This window comes from Micromonospora sp. NPDC049836 (assembly GCF_044465125.1).
Lineage (GTDB): Bacteria > Actinomycetota > Actinomycetes > Mycobacteriales > Micromonosporaceae > Micromonospora.
The window spans coordinates 11917-33208 of the sequence record NZ_JBITLH010000004.1; the positions used below are offsets into that span (position 1 = coordinate 11917).

The 21292-nt window shown below is 69.2% G+C and carries 20 protein-coding genes and 1 pseudogene; 6 read left to right on the forward strand and 15 right to left on the reverse strand.

Annotated elements, in window-relative coordinates; translation table 11 throughout:
• Window positions 1-97: 97 nt before the first annotated feature.
• Together ACIBPB_RS11670 and ACIBPB_RS11675 are read right to left on the reverse strand one after the other, a co-directional pair.
• Entirely contained in the window at window positions 98-3031 is a 2934-nt protein-coding gene (locus ACIBPB_RS11670) for a hypothetical protein (RefSeq protein ID WP_396839521.1), read from the reverse strand.
• A gap of 305 nt (window positions 3032-3336) precedes the next feature.
• The gene (locus ACIBPB_RS11675; protein ID WP_396839522.1) at window positions 3337-3504 is read right to left on the reverse strand and encodes a hypothetical protein; all 168 of its coding nucleotides are present in this window, start codon (window positions 3502-3504) and stop codon (window positions 3337-3339) included.
• Window positions 3505-3576: 72 nt separating this feature from the next.
• Here ACIBPB_RS11675 and ACIBPB_RS11680 point away from each other — a divergent pair, with 72 nt between their 5' ends.
• The 3 genes from ACIBPB_RS11680 to ACIBPB_RS11690 all read left to right on the forward strand — a co-directional run bounded on the left by ACIBPB_RS11680 (window position 3577) and on the right by ACIBPB_RS11690 (window position 6462).
• Entirely contained in the window at window positions 3577-4032 is a 456-nt protein-coding gene (locus ACIBPB_RS11680; protein WP_396839523.1) for a transposase, read from the forward strand.
• Window positions 4008-4244, forward strand: coding sequence for an IS3 family transposase (locus ACIBPB_RS11685; RefSeq protein ID WP_396839524.1), 237 nt, complete (start codon window positions 4008-4010; stop codon window positions 4242-4244). Before ACIBPB_RS11680 ends, ACIBPB_RS11685 begins: the two co-directional genes overlap by 25 nt.
• A gap of 472 nt (window positions 4245-4716) precedes the next feature.
• Window positions 4717-6462 carry an RICIN domain-containing protein gene (locus ACIBPB_RS11690; protein WP_396840086.1) on the forward strand — a complete coding sequence of 582 codons (1746 nt, stop codon included), beginning with the start codon at window positions 4717-4719 and terminating at the stop codon, window positions 6460-6462.
• A gap of 90 nt (window positions 6463-6552) precedes the next feature.
• On the opposite strand, the gene ACIBPB_RS11695 is transcribed toward ACIBPB_RS11690, so the two are convergent.
• The 4 genes from ACIBPB_RS11695 to ACIBPB_RS11710 form a co-directional block, all read right to left on the reverse strand.
• Entirely contained in the window at window positions 6553-8277 is a 1725-nt protein-coding gene (locus tag ACIBPB_RS11695; RefSeq protein WP_396839525.1) for an amylo-alpha-1,6-glucosidase, read from the reverse strand.
• Between the two features lie 25 nt (window positions 8278-8302).
• The gene (locus tag ACIBPB_RS11700; protein ID WP_396839526.1) at window positions 8303-9121 is read right to left on the reverse strand and encodes a carbohydrate ABC transporter permease; all 819 of its coding nucleotides are present in this window, start codon (window positions 9119-9121) and stop codon (window positions 8303-8305) included.
• Window positions 9118-9957, reverse strand: a complete 840-nt coding sequence (locus ACIBPB_RS11705; protein WP_396839527.1) for a carbohydrate ABC transporter permease — start codon at window positions 9955-9957, stop codon at window positions 9118-9120. The genes ACIBPB_RS11700 and ACIBPB_RS11705 overlap by 4 nt, the downstream gene beginning before the upstream one ends.
• 163 nt (window positions 9958-10120) lie before the next feature.
• Entirely contained in the window at window positions 10121-11377 is a 1257-nt protein-coding gene (locus tag ACIBPB_RS11710) for an extracellular solute-binding protein (RefSeq protein WP_396839528.1), read from the reverse strand.
• A gap of 415 nt (window positions 11378-11792) precedes the next feature.
• On the opposite strand from ACIBPB_RS11710, the gene ACIBPB_RS11715 reads away from it, so the two are divergent.
• Together ACIBPB_RS11715 and ACIBPB_RS11720 are read left to right on the forward strand one after the other, a co-directional pair.
• Window positions 11793-12806 carry a LacI family DNA-binding transcriptional regulator gene (locus ACIBPB_RS11715; RefSeq protein ID WP_396839530.1) on the forward strand — a complete coding sequence of 338 codons (1014 nt, stop codon included), beginning with the start codon at window positions 11793-11795 and terminating at the stop codon, window positions 12804-12806.
• A gap of 184 nt (window positions 12807-12990) precedes the next feature.
• Window positions 12991-13467: an HIT family protein gene (locus ACIBPB_RS11720; RefSeq protein WP_396839532.1), complete on the forward strand. Its 477-nt coding sequence runs from the start codon at window positions 12991-12993 to the stop codon at window positions 13465-13467.
• Here ACIBPB_RS11720 and ACIBPB_RS11725 read toward each other — a convergent pair.
• From ACIBPB_RS11725 to ACIBPB_RS11760, 8 genes and pseudogenes are all read right to left on the reverse strand, one after another.
• Window positions 13451-13897: pseudogene (locus ACIBPB_RS11725) on the reverse strand (IS5 family transposase); the annotation flags it as partial. The gene ACIBPB_RS11720 and the pseudogene ACIBPB_RS11725 sit on opposite strands and share 17 nt — an antisense overlap.
• Window positions 13898-13925: 28 nt before the next feature.
• On the reverse strand, window positions 13926-15029 hold the full coding sequence (gene mraY, locus ACIBPB_RS11730) for a phospho-N-acetylmuramoyl-pentapeptide-transferase (RefSeq protein ID WP_396839533.1): 1104 nt from the start codon (window positions 15027-15029) through the stop codon (window positions 13926-13928).
• Window positions 15030-15241: 212 nt separating this feature from the next.
• A complete protein-coding gene (locus ACIBPB_RS11735; protein WP_396839534.1) occupies window positions 15242-15604 on the reverse strand; it encodes a hypothetical protein in 363 nt (120 codons plus the stop codon).
• A 94-nt stretch (window positions 15605-15698) separates the two neighbouring features.
• The gene (locus ACIBPB_RS11740; protein ID WP_396839536.1) at window positions 15699-16031 is read right to left on the reverse strand and encodes a hypothetical protein; all 333 of its coding nucleotides are present in this window, start codon (window positions 16029-16031) and stop codon (window positions 15699-15701) included.
• Window positions 16028-16417, reverse strand: coding sequence for an STAS domain-containing protein (locus tag ACIBPB_RS11745; protein WP_396839537.1), 390 nt, complete (start codon window positions 16415-16417; stop codon window positions 16028-16030). Before ACIBPB_RS11745 ends, ACIBPB_RS11740 begins: the two co-directional genes overlap by 4 nt.
• A 208-nt stretch (window positions 16418-16625) precedes the next feature.
• A complete protein-coding gene (locus ACIBPB_RS11750; protein ID WP_396839538.1) occupies window positions 16626-17051 on the reverse strand; it encodes a hypothetical protein in 426 nt (141 codons plus the stop codon).
• Window positions 17052-17144: 93 nt separating this feature from the next.
• Complete coding sequence (locus tag ACIBPB_RS11755) at window positions 17145-18440, reverse strand: low temperature requirement protein A (protein ID WP_396839539.1); 1296 nt, start codon at window positions 18438-18440, stop codon at window positions 17145-17147.
• 257 nt (window positions 18441-18697) lie between these two features.
• Window positions 18698-19888, reverse strand: coding sequence for a DUF2254 domain-containing protein (locus ACIBPB_RS11760; RefSeq protein ID WP_396839540.1), 1191 nt, complete (start codon window positions 19886-19888; stop codon window positions 18698-18700).
• A 70-nt stretch (window positions 19889-19958) separates the two neighbouring features.
• Between ACIBPB_RS11760 and ACIBPB_RS11765 the strand changes: the two genes are divergently transcribed.
• Window positions 19959-20468: a DUF421 domain-containing protein gene (locus ACIBPB_RS11765; protein ID WP_396839542.1), complete on the forward strand. Its 510-nt coding sequence runs from the start codon at window positions 19959-19961 to the stop codon at window positions 20466-20468.
• A 129-nt stretch (window positions 20469-20597) separates the two neighbouring features.
• Here ACIBPB_RS11765 and ACIBPB_RS11770 read toward each other — a convergent pair whose 3' ends face one another.
• Window positions 20598-21278, reverse strand: a complete 681-nt coding sequence (locus tag ACIBPB_RS11770) for a hypothetical protein (protein WP_396839543.1) — start codon at window positions 21276-21278, stop codon at window positions 20598-20600.
• Between the last annotated feature and the right edge of the window lie 14 nt (window positions 21279-21292).

Genomic DNA, 21292 nt, shown 5'->3' on the forward strand with positions numbered 1-21292 from the left:
CCGCTGGCGGCCCTACCCCGGTGGCGGCCCTACCCCGGTGGCGGCCCTACCCCGGTGGCGGCCCTACCCCGGTGGCGGCCCTACCCCGGTGGCGGCCCTACGCCGGTGGCGGCAGGGAGCGGGCCGGTGTCCCGTCGTCGGACAGACCGTAGCGGTGGATGAGCCGGGCCGCAGCGCTGTCGCCGGCGTCCGAGCGCAGTCGCGCCAGGCCGGTGAAGGCGCTGTAGGCGGCACCCCGGTTGACGGCTTCGATGAGGATCTTCTCTGCGGTGAGCGGGTCGCCCGCCGTCCGGAGTTCGTCGGCCAGGGCGAGCATCGCGCTGGTGTCCCCGTGCCCGGCGGCCTGCCGGCGGAGGCGTCGCGCCCCGTCCTGGTCACCGGCCTGGGCCCGGCGCCAGGCCAGGTTTCGCAGCGCCGACGGTTCGCCGTGGGCGGCGGCGCGTGCGGCGAGCACCTCGGCACCGGCATGATCACCGGCCTTGTCCCGCGACTCGGCGAGGTCGGCCAGCGGTTTGACCCAGCCCATCATCGCGGCCCGGACCGCGATCGCCGTAGCGCCGTCGTGGTCGCCGGCACCCTCCCGAAGATTGATCAGGCGAGACGCGGCACGTCGGTCGCCCCGGTCCAGGACCTGCCGGTAGAGCGCCTCGGCTCCAGCGGTGTCGCCGGAGTGCTCGCGGTGCAGGGCGAGCGCGATCAGGGGCATGGTGTCGCCCCGGTCGGCGGAGCCGGTCGCGAGAACCAGCGCACGTTCCGGGTCCCGCGTCACGCGGAGTCTCGTCAGCCGCGCTAGTGCGAACGGCACCTCGTGGGCGTAGGCCTTCTCGTACAGGGTCAGGGCACCGTCCCGGTCGCCGGCTCGCAGCCGGGCATCGGCCAAGCCGACGAGCGCCGTGTGGTCGCCCCGGTCGGCGGCGGCGCGTGTCGCCTGCTCGGCGCCTTCTGGATCACCGCCCAGCGTCCGGAGCGTGGCCACCGCACACAGCGCCTTGGTGCTGCCTGCGGCCGCGGCCTGCCGGTACAGCCGCTCGGCGTCGTCCAGATCGCCGTGGTGGAGGTCGCGCCGCAGGATTGCGATCAAGGCGGTGACGTCGCCCTGCTCGGCAGCCTTCCATGCCCTCTCCAGGTCTCTGACTCGGGCCGACTTCGATCGGGTCGCCAGGTAGAGCCGGGCCAGGGCCAGAAAGCGGCGCCGGTTTCCGCTGTCCTCGGCCCGCAGGGCGAGCGAACGCAACCCGGCCGACCGCCGGGCGTCGGCGAGCGTCACGAGGACACCCGGGTCGCCGTGGTCAGCGGCGAGCTGGGCCAGGGCTTCCGCCTCGCCGGCGGCACCGCGCTGGTCGCACCACTCGGCGAGTCCCCTCAGCCCGCGCGTGACTCCGCCCTCGGCCGCCCGCACCGCCAGGGCTTTCCCGGCGGCGAAGTCGTGCGGGTGGATCCGCCGCCAGGACTCCGCCAGCGCGGCAACGGCCCGCGGGTTGCCCCGGTCCGCGGCCAGCCGGTAGAGCGCCTCGGCCGACGGCCAGTTCGCCGACTCCCGCCAGCCGGCGAGCGCCACGACACCGCTGGTGTCGCCGCAGTCGAGCGCGCGCATCGCCAGCGTCTCCGCACCGGCTTCGTCACCGTGCCGATGGCGCAGGAAGACAGCTCGATGCAGAGCGTCCTTGTCGCCCCGGCCCACAGCCGTCTCGTACAGCCGCACGGCGCGCTGGAGCCGGCCCCGGTTCTGTGCCTGGAGTGCGAACTCGCGCAGGATGCCGGGATCGACGACGGTGGACTCCACGGCGTCCCAGAACGAGGCCGGCGGGAAGACGGCGGCCCGGTCGGCCCGGCCGACCTGTTCGAGGAAGTCGGCGAGGCGGAAGCCGGCGGCGGGTGCGGTCTCGCCGGGAAGCGGCTTGCGCCGGGTGAAGGGCCCGGGGGCGCCATGACAGGGACGCATCAGGTACGCCATTGCCTCGGTGAACCAGGAGTCACCGTCGGGGAGCTGGTCCCAGACCTGCCGGTCCAGGTAACCCGAGGCGGCGTGGCGGAGGAACTCCGGTGACAGGTACAGCTGCCCACCGAGCCGGCGCGCGTCCATCGCCGCCTGGACCAGCGCCCGGGCCGGTTCACCGGCGTGCTCGAATCGGCGCACCAACTCGGGGGCGCCAGCCAGGTGCTGGGTGAGGCGCCGGCCGCCCTGTGCCGCGGCGATCCGGAGCCGGGGATCGGAGCCGATGGTGGCGGACTGCCGGTCGAGCTCGTCCGGCTCGAAGCCGGCCGGCACGGCGATGGCCCGGCACAGGCCGAGGAACGTCCGGGCCGGATGGTCGCGGCCGGCGTCCCGCTCGGTCAGCCCGTTCCAGTGTTCCGGCCACATCGATCCGAGCACCAGCACCGGGCCCGGTTCGTCTCGGGACAGCAAATCCTGCAGGGCGGCGGCGACCCGCGGGCCGTTGCCGGACGGAGCCAGGTACATCTGCGCCTCGTTCAGCCAGATCACGGTACGCGGCTGGACGCGTCCCCCGGCGAGGGCGGCCACCACCGCGTCCGGCCGCTCCGGCGTCAGCGGATGCCAGAGGCGCCAGTCCGGCAGCACCTCGCGGACCGCTTCCCAGCAGGCCCGCGTCTTGCCCGTCGATGACCCGCCGACCAGCATCACCGCCGCACTGCTCGTCCGGGCCGCCGTCACGGCCTCGCGAAGCCGGGTGTCATGGGCGCGCGGCAGATACGGGGGCAGCACCGTCCGCTCGGCGCCGACCACGATGGCCGGGTGCACCTCCAGCCGTAGCGCGTCGGTCTCGTCGAGCTCGCTGACAATCCGGCCCGGTCCGCGTACCGGATCATCGGTGCGCAAGGCGCCGGTGCGCGCCTTGCGGTAGAGGCGCACGCCGCGCTCGATCTCGTTGCCGACCCCGCCCAGCGCGGTGAGCAGGGATCGTGCCTGGCCTTCGTCGGTCGGCAGCGACAGACCGCGCAGCATGGCGCCGACCCGGGTCGGCGCGGAGAGCCCAATCATCGCGGCGGCGATGGCCCGCAGACTCGGCAATCCGTTGTGGTGATGCAGGTGGTCACAGTGCTCGAGCCACGGTCGGACCGGTCCGGAGTCCGGCCACGCGGACCTGTTGATCGGCTGCCCTCGCCCCGTCGCCGCCATCCGGATGAACGACCTCCGCGCACCGTCCTCTGACTGTCTCCTGATTGTCCTCTCTTCCCGCCAGTAACGCGCTGCTCACGATGCCGCGGCCACCGGGCGGGACAGCGGGACACGGCCGTGGTGCCCGCGCCGGGTCGACGCTGGGGACATGACCGACTGGATCGAAGCCGTCCGCGCCGTGAGCGAAGTGGCCGGGCTCATCGGCGCCGTCCTGCACCTCGTCCCGGCCGGCCGGAGTCCGCATGCAGCAGAGTGTCCAGAACCGGGTTGTCGATGTCGCGGGCGAGTAGCTTCGCGGCGTCGCGGTCGCCGGTGCTGCCGAGGGCGGCGCCGTGCCACATAGCGCGGCCGATCAGCTCCCGCATGCCGGTCCTGGGGCCAGGCAGCAGCGTCAACAGTACGGGCAGCACGTCGGCCGCAAGCGGGTGGAGCGGTTGATGCGCGACGCCGGCCTGCAGGGGGCGTTCCTGCGCAAGGGGTGGCGCATCCCGTCCACCCGGTCGAATCCGAAGGCGACACCGGCTCCGGACCTGGTCAACCGGCAGTTCACTGCGGCGGCGCCGAACCGGCTGTGGGTCGCCGACGCCACCCGCATCCCTTGCGGCGAAGGCGTGTTCTGGCTGGCTGCGGTGCGGGACGTTTTCTCCAACCGCATCGTGGGCTGGCGGTGCTCCGACCGCTGCGACACCGACCTGATCCTCGACGCCCTCGAATACGGCATCTGGTCGCGTGACGTCCGCGACGGCCAACTGATCCACCACAGCGACCGCGGGTCGAACTACACGTCGTTCCGCTTCGCCCAACGCCTGGCCGACAACGGCATCCTGCCTTCCATGGATCGGTCGGCGACTCGTTCGACAACGCCTCGATGGAGAACTTCTGGTCGACGCTGAAGATCGAACTGGTCTACCGCAACTCCTGGCGGACCCGCAACGAGGCAGAGAACGCGATCTTCGGCTACATCGACGGTTGGTACAGCACCCGCCGCATTCAGAAAGACCTCGGCTGGCGATCCCCAGACGAGTACGAAGCCGCCTGGCACACCCACCAAGCTCGACAGGACGAGACCGCTATCGTTCAGCCTGAGCCCACCGGCGCCAGGTAACCAACCCTCCGGCGAACGAGGGAACCTCACTGGCTGGACAACCGGCGGCCACCCCTGCCACACGAAACGGTTCTTCGCCTGGGCCGTCCGTAGTGAGCCGCGGGGCTTGCGGCTCGGCCAGCTTCGACGTACCGGACCGGGGTCGACATAGACCGCAGTTGACACGTCCTATCGTCTGCCATACCGTTCCAACGAATCGATTCGATGAAGTAGATCCGCCGTGAACCGCAGTTGCTCTGCTCACCGGCGGGGTGCGCTCGACCCGTTGTCGTGTCGTGCCAACTCGCGGTCGCGGACGGTGGCTCCACGCTCACCTCTGGGAACCCGTGGCCGGTCCCTGGCCGCATCGAGCGGGGGAAGGTCGCGCCGACTTTCTCCACAGCCACACGTCTTTCCATCCCCCTTCACCGTGCTTAGCGGACAGTCCCCGCGAGTCGACACACAGAGGAGACGTCAGGTGCGCGTGCCACGAATGCAAGGAGCGTTCAGACGCGGCGTTCTCGCCGCGGTGCTTGTCCTCACTTCCGGGTTCACGGTGTCACTCGCCCGCCCGGCCCTTGCCGCCAACGAATCCATCAGCGTCAACTTCGCAACGACGACCGGTACGCCGACCTATCGGGCATCCGGCTGGATCTACGGCATGACCGAGGACGGCGTGAACCCGCCGGACAACTTCTTCCGTGATGTCAAGTTTCAGGCCATGCGGGCCGGCGGAGCGCAGTTGCCCGGTGGCGGCTGGGTCGGCGGCGGCTACGACCGGCGGTGGAACGCCACGCGCGCGCAAGCGCAGCGTACGGCGGCGCTCGGCGGAAAGTTCGTTCTGCTCAACCACGACCTCTGGGGTGCCGACGGTGCATCGATCAGCCGGTTCCCCGGCGACAACGGGGACTGGACCGACTACGACAGGTTCCTGAATCGTCTGTTCAACGACGTGAAGGCGGCCGGGCTCACGGTCGAGTGGGACATCTGGAACGAGCCGAACATCACGCTCTTCTGGAACCGGCCCCAGTCGCAGTACTTCGAGCTGTGGAAGCGCACCTACCAGCGAATCCGTGCCACCTTCCCCACCATGCTGATCGTGGGGCCCAGCTTCGCCGGCGTGCCGTCGACCGGCGGCTGGTGGACGCAGTACCTGGACTACGTCAAGGCAAACAACGTCGTGCCGGACATCATCAGCTGGCACTCGCTGCCCGGCGATCCGGTGTCGAACGTCGCCACGGCCAACCAGACGCTGGACTCACGCGGCATCGCACACCAGCGGCCGTACCAGATCAACGAGTACGGCGCATCGAACGAGCAGAACCCGGGCGGCGGAGCGTGGTACATCGCTCGCCTCGAGCGTGCGGGCGCCGACGGCCTTCGCGCGAACTGGGCCGGCGGTCAGAACCTGCACAACGACCTGGCCAGCCTGCTCACCCGCAACGCAACCGGGCAGTACCAGACCAAGGGTGAGTGGTGGGTGTACAACTTCTACGCCTCGCAGACCGGCCAGGTTGTATCGGTCACCCCGAGCGGGTCGTACGACGCGTTTGCCACCAAGACGGCCGGCTCCGCGAAGGTCCTCGTCGGCGGCAGTCGCACGACCGGCAACGTAGCGGTCAACCTGCAGCGGCTCGACTCGACCAGCGGCATCGTGCAGAACAACCAGGTTCGGGTGCTTGTGCAGCGCATCCCCTACAACGGGGGCGGGGCCGTGGGGGGCCCGGTGACGGTGCAGGACAGCGTCGTGACGCTGTCGGGCAACGCGGCCACGGTCAACGTGTCGCACACCACGATCGAGGACACGTACACGATCACGGTGCTGCCGCCGTCGGGTAGCAGCGACGGTCAGGGTCAGCAGATTGTTGGCGGGCAGTCCGGCCGTTGCGTGGACGTGCCGAACTCCAGCACGACGAATGGCACCCAGGTGCAGTTGTGGGACTGCAGCGGGCAGACCAACCAGCGCTTCACCCACACCTCGGGCAGGCAACTGCAGGTGTACGGCAACAAGTGCCTCGACGCCAACGCCCAGGGCACCAGCAACGGAACCCAGGTGATCATCTGGGACTGCAACGGGCAGAGCAACCAGCAATGGAACGTCAACGCGAACGGCACGATCACCGGCGTGCAGTCCGGACTCTGTCTCGACGCCACCGGCGCCGCCACCGCCAACGGCACAAAACTCATCCTCTGGGCCTGCAATGGCGGCTCCAACCAGCAATGGAGCCTGCGCAACTGAGGCGACCCCCGGTTCGCGACGTTGTCTCCCACGAAACCGTGGCCCCGTTCCCGGCGCAGACCGGGAACGGGGCCACGGCGCACCAGGTGGTCATGCTGCTGTTGCGGCGCTCCGCTTGATGTGGGCCGCGGCGAGGATCAGGTAGGCGCTGGCGGTCCAGGTGTAGGCGCGGTCGCGCAGTCCGATGCCGGTGTGGGCGTCGAAGTTCTCGGCGAATCCGGACCGTTCGCACAGCCTACGAAAGCGAGTACTGATGTCGTCGGCGAGGTCGGTGTACCCGGCGCGGCGAAGGCCGTCCTCGATCAGGACGGTGGAGGGCGCCCAGATCGGACCGCGCCAGTAACCGTCGGCCTCATAGTGCGGGGACGCGGGTTGCTCGGTCGCGGCTCCGAAGGCCGTGAGGTGGGTCCGGATCCGCGTTGCCAGGGCCTCGCGCATTGTGGCCGGCAGGTCGTCACCGAGCGTGATGGCCATCAGATCGAGCAGGCTTTCGCTGGTCCAGGTGCGACCGGTCGTGGGGCTGCGGGCCGCGAACCGTTCGCCTTGCCAGAGGCGGTTGAGCATGGCGGCCCGGATCTCTTCGGCCGTTGCCGTCCAGCGAATCGCGTCGCCGTCACGGCCGAGGGCCGCCGCGAGGTCGGCGAGTTCCCGTAGCTGCAAGACCAGGAAGGCCGCGAGGTCGGCGCTCTGCACGACGCGCTCCGGTTCGAACGTGGTGGCGTTGTCCCAGCCGCTGTCGTTGCCGTGCTGATAGTGCGGAAGTTGCTCGCCGGGAGCGCGGCGCGCGTCGAGCCAGAACCTGGTCCAGCGGGCGAGAGCTTCGTAGGTGGCTGCCAGCTCCGTGACGTCGACGTGCCGTAGCCGTCGGCGTAACTGCCGGAGGGTCCAGCCGTGGATGGGTGGCTTGACGAAGTTGTAGAGCACCTCGGAATGGGTGATCGAGTCAGGCAAGGCGCCGGCGGGGTCCTGGTGGTCGAAGGCGACGCGGAACTGGTGCCAGGCGAGCTCGGGCAGGCCGTCGGCGAGCGCGAGGGCGTTGAAGCAGTGGTCCCAGCTCCAGACCTTGTCCATCCAGTGCTTGGACATGAGCACCGCGGGACGGGTGACGAACCCGGCAGGACGGACGGTTGCCGACCACAGGACGTAAGCTGCCAGCTCGGCCGCCGGCGTTTGCGGGCCGCGCCAGGGAGCCATGGCCTCGAGGAAGCCGGTGAACTCCGCCTCGGCATCCTTGATGACCTGCTCGAACGTGAGGTGGCTTCGGTAGGGCGGACGCGCGGTGTCGTACTCCTCGATCACGACCTCCCACGGCTCGTCGTCATCGACATTGATGCCCCGTTCGCCGGTGCCCAGGATCTGCACCCCAGTGCCGGTGGCGGTGCCAACGAGCACGGTGACCCGATATCGGCGGCCAGTGCCGTAGTCGGTGAACACATGTGCACCGTCGACCGGGTCCTGGTAGAAGTACGTGCCACTGAACGGTGTGAGCGTCGCCTGAGCGGCGCGGATCGTCATACCAAGCCCATGGCCGCGCAGCCGGACTGTGTCGACCGTCTCGTAGGCGAGCTCGACCCGGCCCCGGTCATCGGTCCAGGCCAGCAGGGACGGCGATGCGGACACGGTCGTCTCCACCTCGGCACCGGCCCGTACCGGCACGAGCATCAGGACGGCGTGCAGGCCCGTCTGGTGCGAAACCAGGTGCAGGTGTTCGGCATAGGTCTCCTCGGCGATGACCGGCGAGATGCCGAACCAGGAACCTGCGTAGCTGAACGGAATGTGCTGCACAGAGAAGACGGGGCCCATCGGGCTGCTCATGCTGCGGCTCACTCTCTGGGACGGGTCAGTCCTTGATGGCGCCGGTGGTAACTCCGGCGGTGACGTACCGCTGCGCGACGACGAGCATCACGGCGGCCGGGATCGACGCGACGACGGCCGTGGCCATGATGGCGTTCCACTGCTGGTTGTTGTTTCCGATGTACTGGTAGATGCCCAGGGTGATGGGCCGCACCGGGCCGCCGCTGTCGAGCGTGCTGGCGAAGACGAAGTCCGACCAGGCCCACAGGAACGCGAACAGGGAGACCGTCACGATGGCGTTGCGGCTGATGGGGAGCACGATGGACCAGAAGGTGCGCAGGGGTCCAGCACCGTCGGTGCATGCGGCCTGTAGCAGGTCGTCCGGGATGCCGGACATGAAGGCGGTGAAGACCAGCACGGCGAAGGGCACGGCGATGGTGGAGTCGGCGAGGATCAGGCCGGGCCAAGCGTTGAGCAGGCCGAGGTTGAGGTAGATGGCGTAGAAGCCCATTGCCATGATGATGCCCGGAATCATCTGCGCGGCCACGAGCACGAAGCCCAGAAAACCGCCACCGCGGGGCTGCAGCTTTGCCAGGGCGTAGCCGGCCGGCGCGGCGAGCACGATGGTAAGGGCGACGGTGCCGAGGCCGATGAGGAGGCTGGTGCCGAGGTTGGGCAGCTGCTGCTTGAGCACGACCCGGTACCCGTCGAACGTCGGGTCGACGGGGAACACCGTCGGCGGCTGCCTGCGCATGTCGTGGTCGCGGGTCAACGACACGTTGACCATCCAGTACACGGGGAAGAGCATCACAGCGGTGAACAGCAGCCCGAGCAGGGTTCGCCACCGGCTTGTCCAACGGTTCATGGCCGCCTCTGATTCCGTTGCGTCCGGATGTAGAGCAGGCTCAAGGCCAATGCCAGGAGGATGAGCAGGTTGCCCACCGCGGCGCCGGGGCCGAACTGGGGCAGGAGGTTGCCGAAGCCGAGGCGATAGGACCAGGTGGCGAATGTGGTCGAGGAGTCCACCGGCCCGCCCTTGGTCATGATCCAGATAATGTCGAAGACCTTCAGCGTGTACACGAGGCCGAGCAGCAGCGTGATGGCGGACACCGGACGCAGCAGTGGGAAGGTCATCCGCCAGAACTGCTGCCAGCCGGTCGCACCGTCCAGCGCTGCGGCCTCGTACAGCTCACCCGGGATGGCCTGCAGACCGCTGTAGAGCACGACGAGGTTGAACGGGATGCCGATCCAGACATTCGCGATGATCACCGAGACGAGCGACCAGTCGGGCGAGGTGAGCCAGTTGACGGGGCCGACGCCGAACACCGACAGCGCAGCGTTGACGATGCCGGAGTCGCTGTTGAGCATCCATGACCACGTCGAGGCGGACACGATCAGCGGGAGCAGCCACGGCACCAGGAAGAGCGCGCGCAGCGTCGCCGACAGGCGGAAGTGGCGGTTGAAGAACACCGCCAAGGCCAGGCCGGCGGCGAACTGGAAGACCAGTGATGCCACGGTGAAGAGGACCGTGTGGCCCAACGCCGGTCCGAAGGTCGGGTCGTCAAACACCTCGCGGTAGTTGTCCAAGCCGCTGAACGGCGCGTCACCCTGCACGAACGAGCGGACGGTGTAGTGCCGCACGCTCAGGTCGACGTTGCGGTACAGGGGGTAGGCGTAGAAGGCGGCGAGGTAGCCGACCACCGGTGCCAGGAACGCCCATCCGACCCACCTCGTCGTGCGTGCCCGGCCCGTGCGTCTCCTTGCCCGGGCCGAGGGCGGGACCGCCCGGGCCGTCCCATCCTCGGCACGCACCGCCACCCGTGCGTTCCTGGGCTGTGTCGTACGGTCCATGAGGCGGATGGGCCTACTTCGTCGCCGCCGCGGCCGTCGCCTGCGCGGCGGCGAGCGCGTCGGCCGGGGACTTCGACCCGCTCAGCGCGCCCTGAACGGCGGTCCACAGCGGCTCGGAGATCTTCGGGTACTTCGTGCCGAGCTCATCGCTGGTGCGGCCCTTGGCAGCCTTCACCGCCTCGACCCACACCTTCAGCTCGGGGTTGGCCGCCAGCTGCTTGTCCTGCACCGCTGAGGTCGGCGCGACATAGTTGAGCGCGCTGACGGTGGCGTAGGAGTTCTCGGTATTGGTCAGGCACTGCACCAGCTTCTTGCTGGTGTCGTAGCGGCCGGTTTCCTTCTGCACCGGAATGCTGACGAACTCGCCGCCGGTCGGCGCCGCCGCGGTGCCGCCATCACGACCCGGGATCGGGATGATGCCGTACTCGAAGCCGGCTTTTTCCGCGTTCCCCAGCTGCCAGGTGCCGTTCTCGGCGAACGCGTACCCGCCGGTGGCGAACTCCTGCCAGCTCGTAGTCTGAGTGTTGTTGATGACGGAGTTGGGCGCGTAGCCCTGCTTGAGCCAGTCGGTCCACAACTGCAGCGACGCGACCGCCTCCGGCGAGTCGAGCTTGCGCAGGTCCGCGCCGGAACCCCAGAACCACGGCAGGAACTGGAAGCTGCCCTCTTCCGTACCGATGCCGGAGAAGGTGATGCCCTTCTTGCCAGCCGCCTTTACCGCGCCCAGCGCCGCGGTCAGCGACGCCCAGTCCTTGACGCTGCCGATGTCCACGCCGGCCGCCCGCAGCACCGCCTTGTTGTAGTACAGGGCCAGGGTATTGGCGCCGATCGGCACCCCGTACGACTTGCCGCCGATCGTTCCGGCCGCGATCAGGTTCGGCGAGATGGCGCTGACGTCGAGCTTGTTCTCCTGAGTGGTCGTCAGCACCCCGGCCTCGGCGAGCGTGGAGACGACCGGATTGTCAACGATGAGCACGTCGGGGGAGTTGCCCTGCTGCGCGGCCAGCAGCGCCTTGTTGGTCAGGTCGCTGGTGTCGTAGGCGGTGCGCTTGATGCTTACGCCGGCGTCCGTACCGCACTTGCTCAGCAGTTGCACCCACGCAGAGCCGTCGTCGTACTGCGGATACGGGTCCCAGACCGTGTAGCTGCTGCTGCCGGAGGAGCCATCCCCGGGAGCGTCCGACGACGAGCAGGCGGTCGTGCCGGCGGTGACGGCAAGGGAGATCAAGGCGGCGCCGAGGACGCGGCGCCCGGTACGGAGCAAGGTCATGGTGGCCCTCCGCGGGGTAGGGATGTCGGGCTGTCGCCAGTCGTGCCAGTCGGACATAAGGGACAGTGGGGCTCGACGGTGGAGCAGCAACCGCAGCGCACCAGAGTGTGGCTGTTCGCGCGAGCACAGGCGGGTATGTGCTTGGTGACGAAGGCGGTTGAACGGGGCGGAGCGAATCGGTTCGACCGAACATAGGCGTGTTCTTCGGGTCGGGTCAAGTGGTGGGGGCCGGCGGATCGCAAGTCGGTTCAACGCTGGGGAGTTGTTGGCCGGTGCGGCGTTGGGTATCGGAGCAGGCCGATTTCCTTTGGACGAACCGATTCGGTCCGACGTACATCGTGGGCCAGGGACCCGGTACGGTCCATACGGGGCTGCGTTGCCGCAGGGCGGGCCGACGGTTGGTGAGGGAGCAAGAATGAACATCGGAGAGATCGCTCGCCGGGCGGGTGTGTCCCGAAGCACGGTGTCATACACGCTCACCGGAAAGCGACGCGTGTCCGAGGAGACCCGCCGACGCATCCAGGCGGTCATCGACGAACTCGGCTACCGGCCCAACGCCAGTGCCCGAGCCTTGAAAGAGGGTCGGACACGAACTCTCGGTTTGGTCATTCCCCCGGCGAGCCAGCGGTTGACCGAGATGCAGCTCGCGTTCGTCGCCAGCATCGTAGAAGCGGCCGCCCGAGCGGATTTCGACGTGTTGTTGTCCCCGTCCGGCGGCGATCACGAGCGCTCGTTTGAGCGGGTCGTCACCGGTCGCCGCGTCGACGGCGTCATCCTGATGGAGATAAGGCTCGAAGACGACCGAGTCACGCGGCTGCAGAAAGTCGGCCTGCCCTTCGTCACCATCGGCCGCACCCGCGATGCCGAGCACATGTGGTGTGTCGACATCGACTACGCGACGCTCGTCTCGCGGTGCGTGCACCACCTCGTCGACCTCGGCCACCGGACCATCGCCCTCGTCAACCGCTCCACCGAGCTCGTTGCCGCCGGCTACGGCCCGGGCCACCGCGCCCTCACCGGCTTCACCGACGCCGTCGTTGAACGGAACGTGACCGGAGTCGACGTATGTTGCGCCGACGACGCACCGGCCGGGGAGGCCTGCGTGGAGCAGTTGCGCGATGACCATCGTGAGGTGACCGCGCTGGTCACCGTCAACGAGGCCGCGCTGCCGGGAATCCAACGCGGCCTGGAGCGCGCCGGCCTGCGAGTGCCCCGCGACTTCTCCGTCGCCGGCGTGGCCGCCCGGCACTGGGCTGAGGACTTCCGGCCGCCGATGACCGCCGTCGACGTTCCCACGCACGACATGGGCGCTCAGGCCGTCGAGCTCCTGCTGGAACGCCTCGCCAACCCGCAGGCGCACCCGCGCCACATCCTGCACGCCCCACCCGTGTCATTGCGCGCCACCACAGGCCCGGCCCCCGCGCGGTGACTCAGCTGCGCCGAACCGATTCGCGAACTTTTACGCGAGGATCTCATAGGGACGTATCGCGTCACGGATTACCCAACGGCTGACCATCGCGTCTCGTCGGCATGCTTCGGCTACCGGCTACTAGGTCGCGTTTCAGGAGTCGTCGAGCTTCTGCGTCGACCCGCTGTTGTCTACTGTGCCGATCATGAGCTGTTGGGTGTGCGACAACAATGACCGGTTTGACGTGCTGCCGGAGTGGGAGCGGATCGCTGCAGATGAGTACTGGCGGGTGGCGCATGCGATCGACACTGCACTGCCCGGATGGCTGGTCCTCATCCCACGCAGGCATGTCACGTCCATCGCCGACTTGACCGATGCCGAAGCTGCGGACCTCGGCGCCTGGCAGGTGCGCCTGTCTCGTGCGTTGGGGACGGTGACTGGGTGCATGAAGACCTACGTGGTGCAGTTCGCTGAGAAGGAGGGCGTCAGCCACGTCCACTTCCATGTCGTCCCGCGGATGGCCGATCTTCCTGACGATCGGCGTGGCGGTGGGGTGTTCGGGTACTTGGATCCCTCACGCGAACTGCGCGTGGGCGAGGAGCACAAGAGCGAACTCACGCTGGCGTTACGGGCACATCTCCAATCGGTGGGTATGGCTCGCAGTGCTACAGCGACTCATTGATCGCGGCGACGTGGATGGTCGCCTGGTAGCGGACTGCGAGCTTGTCGTACCGGGTGGCCAGGCCGCGGTGGCGCTCGAGCCGATTGATGCCGCACTCGACGGCGTGGCGCTGCTTGTAGATCTCAGGGTCGAAGGACGGTGGGCGACCGCCCTTCGACCCCTTCTTGCGCCTGTTGGCGGCCTGGTCGTCCTTGATCGGGATCGTCGCCTTGATCCCGCGCTTTCGCAGGTGCTCGCGGTTGGCGGCCGAGCTGTACGCCTTGTCGGCCAGGACCCGGTCCGGGCGGGTCCGCGGACGCCCACCCCCGGCCCGCGGCACCCGGATACGAGCCAGGACCCGGGTGAACTGCGGGCTGTCACCGCGCTGCCCACCGGTCACCACCACCGCGAGAGGTTTCTGGCCTTGCTCGCAGCCCAGGTGCAGCTTGGTCATGCTCGCCGATCAGCTGGCACCCGGATCATCCAACGACCGCCAAGAAATCCGAGTAGAACAGGCCCAGGCCGGCTGCCACGCCGACGCCGGCCACGATCCAGAACCGGACCACGATAGTGGTCTCGCTCCATCCGGCCAGCTCGAAGTGGTGGTGCAAAGGCACCATCCGGAAGACGCGTCTACCGGTGGTCCGGAATGAGACGATCTGGATCACCCAGGTCGTCGTGATGATGACGAAGAGCCCGCCGATCATGATCGAAAGCAGCGTGGTGCGGGTTACCACCGCGAGCCCGCCGATCAGGCCGCCGAGTCCGAGCGCGCCCACATCACCCATGAAGATCCGCGCCGGGGACGTGTTCCACCACAGGAAGCCGACGCAGGCGGCGGCGGCCGCCGCCGCGATTATGGCGATCTCCAGGGGATCGCGTACCTGGTAGCAGTAGTCGTTCACCCGGGCGTACCCTTCGTCGGCGCACCAGTGCCGGTACTGCCAGAAGCCGATCAGCGCGTACCCGCCGAGCACCAGGATTGACGCGCCGGTGGCCAGGCCGTCGAGGCCGTCGGTGAGGTTCACGCCGTTCGACATCGCCGTGATCACGAAGACGATGACCATGACCGCGCCAACTTTGCCGACGTCGAGCCAGCTGATGTCGCGGATGAGCGAGATGTGCTCGCTGGCCACGGTCTGGCCGTTGGTGCTCGGCACGTAGAGCGCGGCGGTACCGAAGCCGCCGCTGACGATCGCCTGGCCGAGCAGCTTGCCTTTGGCGGACAGTCCGTCGGAGTTACGCCGGCGCACTTTGAGGAAGTCGTCGAAGAAGCCGACCACGCCGCAGAAGACGAAGAGCCCGAGCAGGACGAGGGCAGTCATTGTCGGCCCCTCCTGCGCGATCTGCCGCTCGGGCAGGGTCATCAGGGCGAGGTGCCCGGCAACGTACGCGAAGATAGTGGCCACGATGAAGACGACGCCGCCCATCGTGGGCCTGCCGTGCTTGCCCTGGTTGCTGGCGAGCCCGATGGATCGGATCGGCTGGCCTGCCTTGAGCGCGGTGAAGACGCGAATCGCCACCGGCGTGCCGAGCAGGGAGATGATGAACGCGACTGCGGCCGCGACGATGACCGCCCTCACGGGCGAGCCTCCACGCGAACCGGATTTCTCACGGCGTCCACAGTGAGCTTCCAGATCAGCGCCTGACGTATCGACCTGTGCTGGTGGTGCAGATAGTCCTTAGCGAAGTCACGGATCATGAGAGATGAGCTTGCCATCCGACGGTGAGCGGACGCGAGGTTGAGGCGCTCGGAATACCGCTGGTCAGCCGATGGTCCACCTGCTGCGTCCGGTCACACTGGTGGTGTGAGACGGGGGAGTTGGGCACGCGTCGTGTCCCTGGCCGTCTGTGTCCTGCTCTCAGCGGCCGTCGCGGGTGGCAGGGCTGGCGGAATGCGACGGTAGACCCGCGTGCACCTCCGGCGGTCTGCCCGCTCATCCGGTAGGAGGTGTTCGACCTCCTCGGCGTTGAGGAGTCGGCGGATTTCGGCGACGGTCAGCGCGATGATGTCCGGATCGGAGTCGGGTTGCTGGGCGGCGAGGAGGGTCAGGACGGCCAGGGCGAGCATGGACAGGGTGATGAAGCGGTACCAGCCGGTCCAGCCGGAGACCTGGTAGTGGTCCAGGCCGACCTGGCCTTTCCCTGTCTGGAACAACAGTGCTCACGGATACCGGACGGCGCCGAGGGCTCTGACCTGCGGCGATCTGGTCGAGCGGTCTGGTTTGACCTCGCAGAGAACACCGAAGTGGCTAAGACTCCCTGCTCATGGTCCGGCTAGTGCCGCCTGTCGCCCGGTTGACCTTTCTCGCCGCACCCTCCTGCGGAAGTACGCGCCCGGCAGCGACGACGGTGAGGACCACCACGGGGACAGCGAGGCAGACCTGGGCCACCGATCGCGTTACCCACGCGTCCGGCTCGACGCCGATCAGACCCACGCCGATCGTCCCCAGGTGCGCGGCGGCCACGCCGAGCGCAATCGTCAGCCACACGGAAGCGGCCTTCGGACCGGGCAGGACGAGCCGTCCTACGAGGCCGATCGTGGTGCCGATCGCAACGGCGCCGAGCAGGCTGCTGCCACTCACCGGCGTCGCCCTCTCCTACCCGTGGTCGGGCTGGCGGGCGCATTGCCGCGCGCAGGTCCTACCGCGAGCCCCGTGTTGTCGTGCGAGGGCTGCGCGGCCGGCGCGGGTGACGCGACGACCTCTGCGGGCCGGCCCGGGTGGGCGGTGCCGAGGAGTCGCCGGATCTGCGCGTGGGGCGCACGCACGGTGAATACGTCGCCGCGACGAGTAAAGCGGCGTTGGACTGCCAGGAGCAGGCCGATCGCTGCGGCGTCCACATGCCGGCACTCGGACAAGTCAATCACCCTTCCGTTGCTGCGGGGACGTACCCGGTCGCCGGCCGCGCCGGACTCGGGCAGCAGGGGCAGGTCGGGTTCCTCGATGATCTCGATGTCGACCGGGGGCACCCGACGCTCTGGTAGGGGCGGATGGCGCGATCACGAATCTCTCCATTCCGCGTGTCGTGTTGGTTGCGGCATCCCTGGTCACTCTCGGTGCGCATCGTGGAGGTCGTTCCGCGGGTTCGTGACAGTTGCGTGACAAAGCGGAGGATGCTCTCGCGCTGTTGCTCGCCATGCCCCAGGAAGGCGGTCCTCGTCGGCGGGTGGTGGACCGTCAACGCGTCAGGCTGGAGTGCGCTGTTCCGAGCGGGTCGCCGAGGCGCCGGCCGGCGATCGGGTCGTACTCCTCGCTGAGCAGGCCGACGTCGTTGCGCAGGTCGAGCAGCCGGCGGAAGATCTGCTCGGCCTCTCCCACCCGGCCGATGTTGTGTAGGGCGTCGACGAGCCGGAAGGTCCAGGCCAGGAAGGCACCCTCGCCGCCGGGCAGACCATCGACGTTGTCGTCGTGCTCGGCCCGGTAGCGCAGCAGGAATCCGTCGACGGTCGGGTCCGCTGGACCGCTTCGACGATGCCGATCACCCTGGAGCCGGTCCATGGCAGGAATCCCACCCCGGGGTATCAGGAGCAGGGCGGCGTCCAGGCCCTCGGAGCCGTAGTACTGGGTGAAGGTGTTCCGGTCGGGGTCGAACCCGCGGGGCACGGGCCATCGTCGCACCCGGCGGAACGCCGCGCCGGACGGTGAGCGCCGGCCGGTACGGGCGTGCGGGCGGCGCAGGGGAGGACGCGCCGGCGCTCACAGGTTCTCCTGCCGCCACTGGCTGACCGCCCTTTCGGACACCTCCTCCTCCTGCCGAAGAGCGGCCTTGATCCGTTGTCGAGCGGCCGCGCCTGTGCTGCGCTCGACCGCGACGAGGAGGGCCAGCAGAACCACGAGCCCACCCAGCGCCGCGAGGGGAGTGACGAGTGCCGCTGGCCAGCTCAGCAGACACGCGACGAGAGCAGTCGTCAGACGTGCCGTTCGTGCCCTGCGGAAGGTCCGGGCGGCCGCGGCGACCTCGGCCAACAGGTACAGCGCGACCCCGCCGTAGAGTGCGACCACTCCGGGCCAGGAGAGCGGTTCGACGGCGATCTCGGCGACGGCTTCCAGGACGAACTTGAGTCCGAGCGCGATCGCGACGATGCTCACGGTGATCGCCAGATGGAGATACGTGAAGACGTCCCGGGCCAGCGGCACCCGACTGATGTCCCGGGTCCCGTGCATCGCCTGCTCCACGCTGGGTGCCAAGGTGTCGAAGTGCAGCCACCACAGGGCGGCGAGCAGCAGGATGCCGAGAACGGAGCCGAAGATCACCGCCGCGGACAGCGCGAGACGTTCGAAGCGGCCCGGTCCGAGCCCCAGCGAGATGACCGCCTCGCCGAGCGCGATCAGGATGATCAGTGAGTGGCGTTCGGCCCAGTGCCCGGCCGAGGGCACCGCCCACCCCGCGTAGGGAAGGATCAGGCCGACCGAATATTCGGCCACCAGGGCGGCGCACCACAGGCCGAGGCGGGCGCCGACACGCAGATCCGGGGGAGCCCACCAGGCCGCGGTGGCGGCAAGGATGATCAACACGGCGGCCACCGCCGCCGGGACGGAGATGAGAAGCAGTGGCCGTCGGGGTCGACCGGCACCCGTCAGGGCGTACAGGAACACCACCAGGGTGAGCCCACGCAGGACCAGGTAGGCGGTCGCGAACACCGCCGGCCCCGCCAGGTCGTCCGGCTGGTTCCGAAATGCCTGTGGAATCGCGATGGCCAGCACGAACGTGGCCGCGGCGATACCGAGGCCGAAGGGCGGCACGATTCCCCGATCGGCGCGTACGAGGTTGCCCAGCGCCGCGAGCACGGTCCAGCACCACCAGAGCAGCGCCAACACGAGCAGCCCGGACAACGCCGAGGCGGGGGTGGGGCTTGTCGACACCAGGCCGGTCACGTTGAGGAACGCGAAGACGAAGATCAGGTCGAAGAACAGCTCGATGCGGGTGACCCGCGTGCCTGGCACGACCGGCGCCAGCCAGCGTGAGTGGCGCAGGGGCACTGGAGAACTCACGGCACCAGTCTCGTGCCAAGCACCGGAGAACACTTCGGATCTGCGGAGTTGGGGTCCGGGTGGGTGGGCCTGGCCCAGGTTAGCCTCCACCGGCGGGTTGTGGCCGTGCCGTCCCCGCCGGACTCAGCCGGTGCACCCTCTCCTGCGGGCACTCCCACCCTCGGGCGACCCGAGCCCCTGGTCCGGTAGCCGGCACCGGAAACGCCGGGCGCGGCCCGCACCACGCGGGAGCCGTGGCGGCTCGGGCCGTCGAGCGGTCATCCGGGAAGGCGCCGGAGGATGTCCGGCAGATGCTCCGGCAGGGCGACGGCCCGCAGGTCGGCCAGCGTCGCGTCCAGCAGTGCGTCGACGCGTGGGTCGCCCCGGCCGGCCCGCCGCAGTTCGTCCACGGCGATGGCGAGGAATTGGTCGAACGACTGGCGCTCGGCTCTGGCCCGCACCGTACCGTCGCCGTCCCGCACCACCCAGGGATGGAACGGCCGCACGACCAGGCGGCGGAGCAGGTCGTGCATCTCGTGCATCGCGCGTACGGCGGTGGTGGTGTCGTTGATGCCGGGCGAAAGGGCCCGTTCGGCGATGTCGGCGAGCTGTCGGAACCCGAAGCCGACGTCCTGCCCGGGCGTGCGTTCGATGTTGATGGTCACCACGCGGGCCGCTTCCCCCGGCACCACCCGGGTGCTGCTGTCGCTCAACGGGTGCACCGCCACCAACGGTTGCCCGGCGATCACGAAGTCGCCCGGAGCGGACAGCACGGACATCGCGCAGTCGTGCCGCCGCGCGAGAGTGGCGAGCAGGCGCAGGTCGATGTCGTCGACGAAGCCCGGAAGATCCGCGCAGACGGTCTGGTTCGGCGGCGGCAGGGACACCGGCGCCGGCCCGCTCGCGTGCTCCGGGTACTGCTCGCTGATCGTGCCCCGGGTCTGCGTCGCGATGGCCGCGATGATGTGCGGCACCCGCATGGTGCTGGTGATGTGGTGCAGGTAGTAGATGAACAGGCCGCTGCTGGCCAGCACGAGCGCCATCGCGACGGCCAGGGACAGCTCCGGTAGCCGTACGGTGGACCGGTCCGGCAGGGTGGCGAGCACCACCATCGCGAACAGGAAGGTCGCGACGAAGGTCCCGAGCGTGGTCTGGGTGACCCGGTCCTCCAGGAAGGTACGCAGAACCCGGGGGGAGTACTGACTGCTGGCCAGTTGCAGCGCCACCACCGTGATGGAGAAGACGAGCGCGGTGAACGAGATCATCGCCGTGATGATCGACGAGAGCAGCGAGCGGGCGCCGGCGGGACCGCTGGGCAGGATGCCGGTGGACGGCAGCGCCAACCGCAGCTCGAGCACCGAGAGCCCGATCGCCACCAGCACCGCGCCGGCGGAGAACGCCGCCGGCACCAGCCAGAAGGCCATCCGCAGGGCGGCGAGCCGGGACCGGCGGGTACGCGGGCGGACCATCCTGCCCCTGTTCCCCCCGATGGCGTGGCCACACCCGAGTGCCGCCGTCGCGCGCGGGTAGAAGCACCGCATGTTCCTGAAGAGTCCGGCGGACCTGTGGCGGCTCGCGGTGATCGCGCTCCTGGTGTACCCGGCCCTGGTGCTGCTGCTGCGCATCTCCGGAAAACGGACGCTGTCCAAGCTCAACGCCTTCGACCTCGTCGTCACCGTCGCCCTCGGCTCCACGCTCGCGACCATCCTGCTGTCCCGCGACGTGTCACTGGTCGAGGGTCTGCTCGCGCTGGCGCTCCTGGTGGGTCTCCAGTACGCCGTCGCCCTGCTGACCGTACGGTTGCCACCGGCACAACGGGCCGTCAAGTCCACGCCGACGCTGCTGCTACGGGACGGCAAGCCGCGCCACGACGCGATGCGGGCGTCCCGGATCACCGAGAGTGAGATCCGCCAGGGAGCCCGCAGCCAGGGCCACGGGGACCTCAGCCGTCTCGCCGCGGTGGTCCTGGAGACCGACGGCAGCCTGAGCGTGATCAGCCGCGACGGGTACGGCGACGGCAGCGCCCTGGTCGACGTGCGCGGCGGGTGAGGCCGCGTTCCGCCGGTCGCCGCCCCCGGTGCGGGCTGCCGGCCGCGACATCGGCCGCGCCCGGTTCCCCGGCCCGAGGAGGGAGGCGTTTGTCGGCCGCCGCGGGGTGGGACGGACGCGGAGTCGCCGTCACTCGTCCGGCTGCTGGCGTTCGTCCTCGGCACGATCGCGACTGAGGAAGTAGGCGCCGGCCGCGCCGGCCAGGGTGCCGAACACCGCGACGGAGTACGCGGCCAGGATCAGCTCCAGGACCTGGGCGAAGGTGTCGTCCGCCCGCAGCGGTTCCCCGGTGAACGTCGCGAAGGCGGCGTCGTGCAGCGCCCGGCCGAAGCTCCGGTAGGAGCCGGTGACCAGAAGCAGTTGCCCTGCGGCGAGGATGACGGTCCCGGTCACCACGGCCAGCCACACGAGCCGGTCGGTGAGCAACCGCCCGGCCGAGCGGGAGCCGCGCACCGCCGCGGCGATGACACCACCGCCACGCGCCGCCCGTAGCGCGCTCGCCGCCCGCAGGAACCGCAGGAACGGCACCGCCAGGAAGATCAGTTGCCACCAGTGGTGCTTCCAGAACTCACCGGCGCAGTGCCGGGCCAGCCAGGCGCGGAGCGCGAACTCGACGACGAAGACCACCCACAACGACCAGCTGGTCACCGTCAGGACGGTGCTCAGCGGTTCGTCGTGGATGAACGCCTGCGCCAGGACCAGGAGCAGGAAGAGCAGGCCGAGGACACCCATCGGCTTGTCCAGCCGCCGGGCGAGACCGTTCAGCCGGGCGTCGTCCACCCGGTCCTGCCGCCGGGGATCACCGGTCACCCTGCCGCACCCTA